Origin of the sequence: Mesorhizobium sp. M4A.F.Ca.ET.050.02.1.1 (genome assembly GCF_003997725.1) — a bacterium.
Classification (GTDB): Bacteria; Pseudomonadota; Alphaproteobacteria; order Rhizobiales; family Rhizobiaceae; genus Mesorhizobium.
On sequence record NZ_RZSG01000881.1, the window covers coordinates 1 to 2329 of the forward strand.

A 2329-nucleotide genomic window follows, 5' to 3' on the forward strand; every position below is an offset into this window, starting at 1 on the left:
GACCTAACACGCAATCGACGGTGCCGATCCCAGGCGGCGCCCAACCGGAGACGACGATGACGAAACGGATCGGAACTGGCGCGGCCCTCGAGGACTTCACCCGCCGCGATGTCCTGGCCAGCAGCGCATTGACCGCCGCGCTGTTCACCGCCGCACTGCTGCTCTTTCCCGTCGGCGCCAAGACGGACGGCAAGGAGCCGGCAGTGATCGCGCACAGCGAGGTTTCGACCGGCACGCCGATGGCCCGTCGCTGACAATCGCGAACGAATAGACAAGAGCGGCGCCTCCCACGCCGCAAACCGGAGCCGACATGACTGCAATTCTCCCAGCCGCGCCCAGCCAGGAACCCAGGCAGGCGCTCGTGATGTCCACCATCGCCTTCACCGTCTGCTTCGCGGTGTGGACGATCTTCTCCATCATCGGCGTGCGCATAAAGCAGGAGCTTGGGCTGAGCGAGACGGAGTTCGGCCTGCTCATCGGCACGCCGATCCTCACCGGTTCGCTCGTGCGCATGCTGCTCGGCGTCTGGACCGATCGCTATGGCGGGCGGCTGGTCTACACCGCCGTCATGCTTTCGGCGGCGGTCGCGACCCTACTGCTCTCTTTTGCGCATACTTATGAGCAGATGCTGATCGCCGCGCTTGGCGTCGGTCTCGCCGGCGGCTCCTTCGCCGTCGGCGTCGCCTATGTCTCGCGCTTCTTCCCCGCCGGCAGGCAGGGCACGGCGCTCGGCATCTTCGGTGTCGGCAATGTCGGCGCCGCGGTCACCAAGTTCCTGGCGCCGCTCGTGCTGCTCGCCTGGGGCTGGCAGACGGTGGCGCAAATCTGGGCGGCGGCGCTCGTCGTCATGGCCGTCGTCTTCTGGTTTACCACCGGCGACGATCCGGTCATCCGCGAGCGCCGTGCCGGCAGGGCGGCAGCGCCGAGAAGCTTCTGGCAGGAATTCGCGCCGCTGAAGAACCTGCAGGTGTGGCGCTTCGCCTTCTACTATTTCTTCGTCTTCGGCGCGTTCGTGGCGCTGTCGCTGTGGCTGCCGCGCTACCTGATCGGCGTCTATGGTTTCAACATCGCCACCGCCGGCATGATTGGGGCCGCCTATTCGATCCCGGCGAGCATCTTCCGCGCCTATGGCGGCGTGCTATCCGACCGCATCGGAGCCCGCACCGTGCTCTACTGGACCTTCACGGTCTGTGCCGTGGCGACGCTCGTTCTGTCTCTCCCCTCGGCAGACTACGTCGTGCGCGGCATCAGCGGGCCGATCGCCTTCCATTTCGAGATCGGCCCGCTCGCCTTCATCGCCGTCGCCTGCGTGCTCGGCTTCCTCATGAGCCTCGGCAAGGCCGCGGTCTACAAGCACATCCCTGTCTGCTACCCGAAGAATGTCGGCGCCGTCGGCGGCATGGTCGGCATGATCGGCGGGCTCGGCGGCTTCGTCCTGCCGATCGCTTTCGGCGCGCTCAACGATCTCACCGGCGTCTGGTCGAGCTGCTTCATGCTGCTCTTCGTCATCGTCGTCGGCTGCCTTGCCTGGATGCACCTCAGCATCCGCCGCATGGAGCGCGCCTCGATGGCCGAGACGCCAGCCCTTTCCTACGCGGCCGAGTGAAACCGGAACGGATCAGCAATATGACCGAGAAACTCGTCATCATCGGCAACGGCATGGCCCCCGGGCGCATGCTGGAGCATCTCCTGGAAAAGGCGCCGGATCGCTACCAGGTCACCATCTTCAACGCCGAGCCGCGCGTGAACTACGACCGCATCATGCTGTCGCCGGTCCTGTCGGGCGAGAAGGCCTATGAAGAGATCATCATCCACGGCGACGGCTGGTACATCAAGCACGGCATCACGCTCTACAAGGGCCACAGAATAGTCGCCATCGACCGCGCGGCGAAGACCGTCACCTCCGATCATGGCGTGACGGAACCCTACGACAAGCTGGTGATCGCCACCGGCTCGGTGCCGTTCATCATCCCGGTGCCGGGCAACAACCTGCCGGGCGTGCTGACCTATCGCGATCTCGACGACGTGCAGGCCATGATGCTTGCCGCCCAGTCGCGGGCCAAGGCCGTGGTCATCGGCGGTGGCCTGCTCGGACTGGAAGCCGCGGCCGGCCTGCAGGCGCAAGGCATGGACGTCACCGTGCTGCACGTCATGCCGACGCTGATGGAGCGTCAGCTCGATCCTGCCGCCGGCTATCTCTTGCAGCGCGCCGTGGAGGAGCGCGGCATCAAGGTGATCACCAAGGCCAACACCCAGGCCATTACCGGCAACGGCAGGGTCGAGCAGGTCGAGCTTGCCGACGGCACGATTATCCCGGCGACGCTGGTTG

General features: G+C 65.7%; 3 protein-coding genes. All 3 read left to right on the forward strand.

Features of this window, described 5'->3' with window-relative positions; all coding sequences use genetic code 11:
• Positions 1-254 (forward strand): hypothetical protein (locus tag EOA33_RS32600; protein WP_245482506.1); only part of this gene is annotated, 254 nt, incomplete at its 5' end.
• Between the two features lie 56 nt (positions 255-310).
• Complete coding sequence (locus EOA33_RS32605; RefSeq protein ID WP_127407494.1) at positions 311-1606, forward strand: nitrate/nitrite transporter; 1296 nt, start codon at positions 311-313, stop codon at positions 1604-1606.
• Positions 1607-1626: 20 nt separating this feature from the next.
• Positions 1627-2329: FAD-dependent oxidoreductase (locus EOA33_RS32610; protein WP_145989422.1), on the forward strand; the 703-nt coding region annotated here is incomplete at its 3' end.

Bases quoted from the DNA above. Each gene is read 5' to 3' on its own strand.
- EOA33_RS32605 (WP_127407494.1), top strand. From the start codon at position 311: ATGACTGCAATTCTCCCAGCCGCGCCCAGCCAGGAACCCAGGCAGGCG.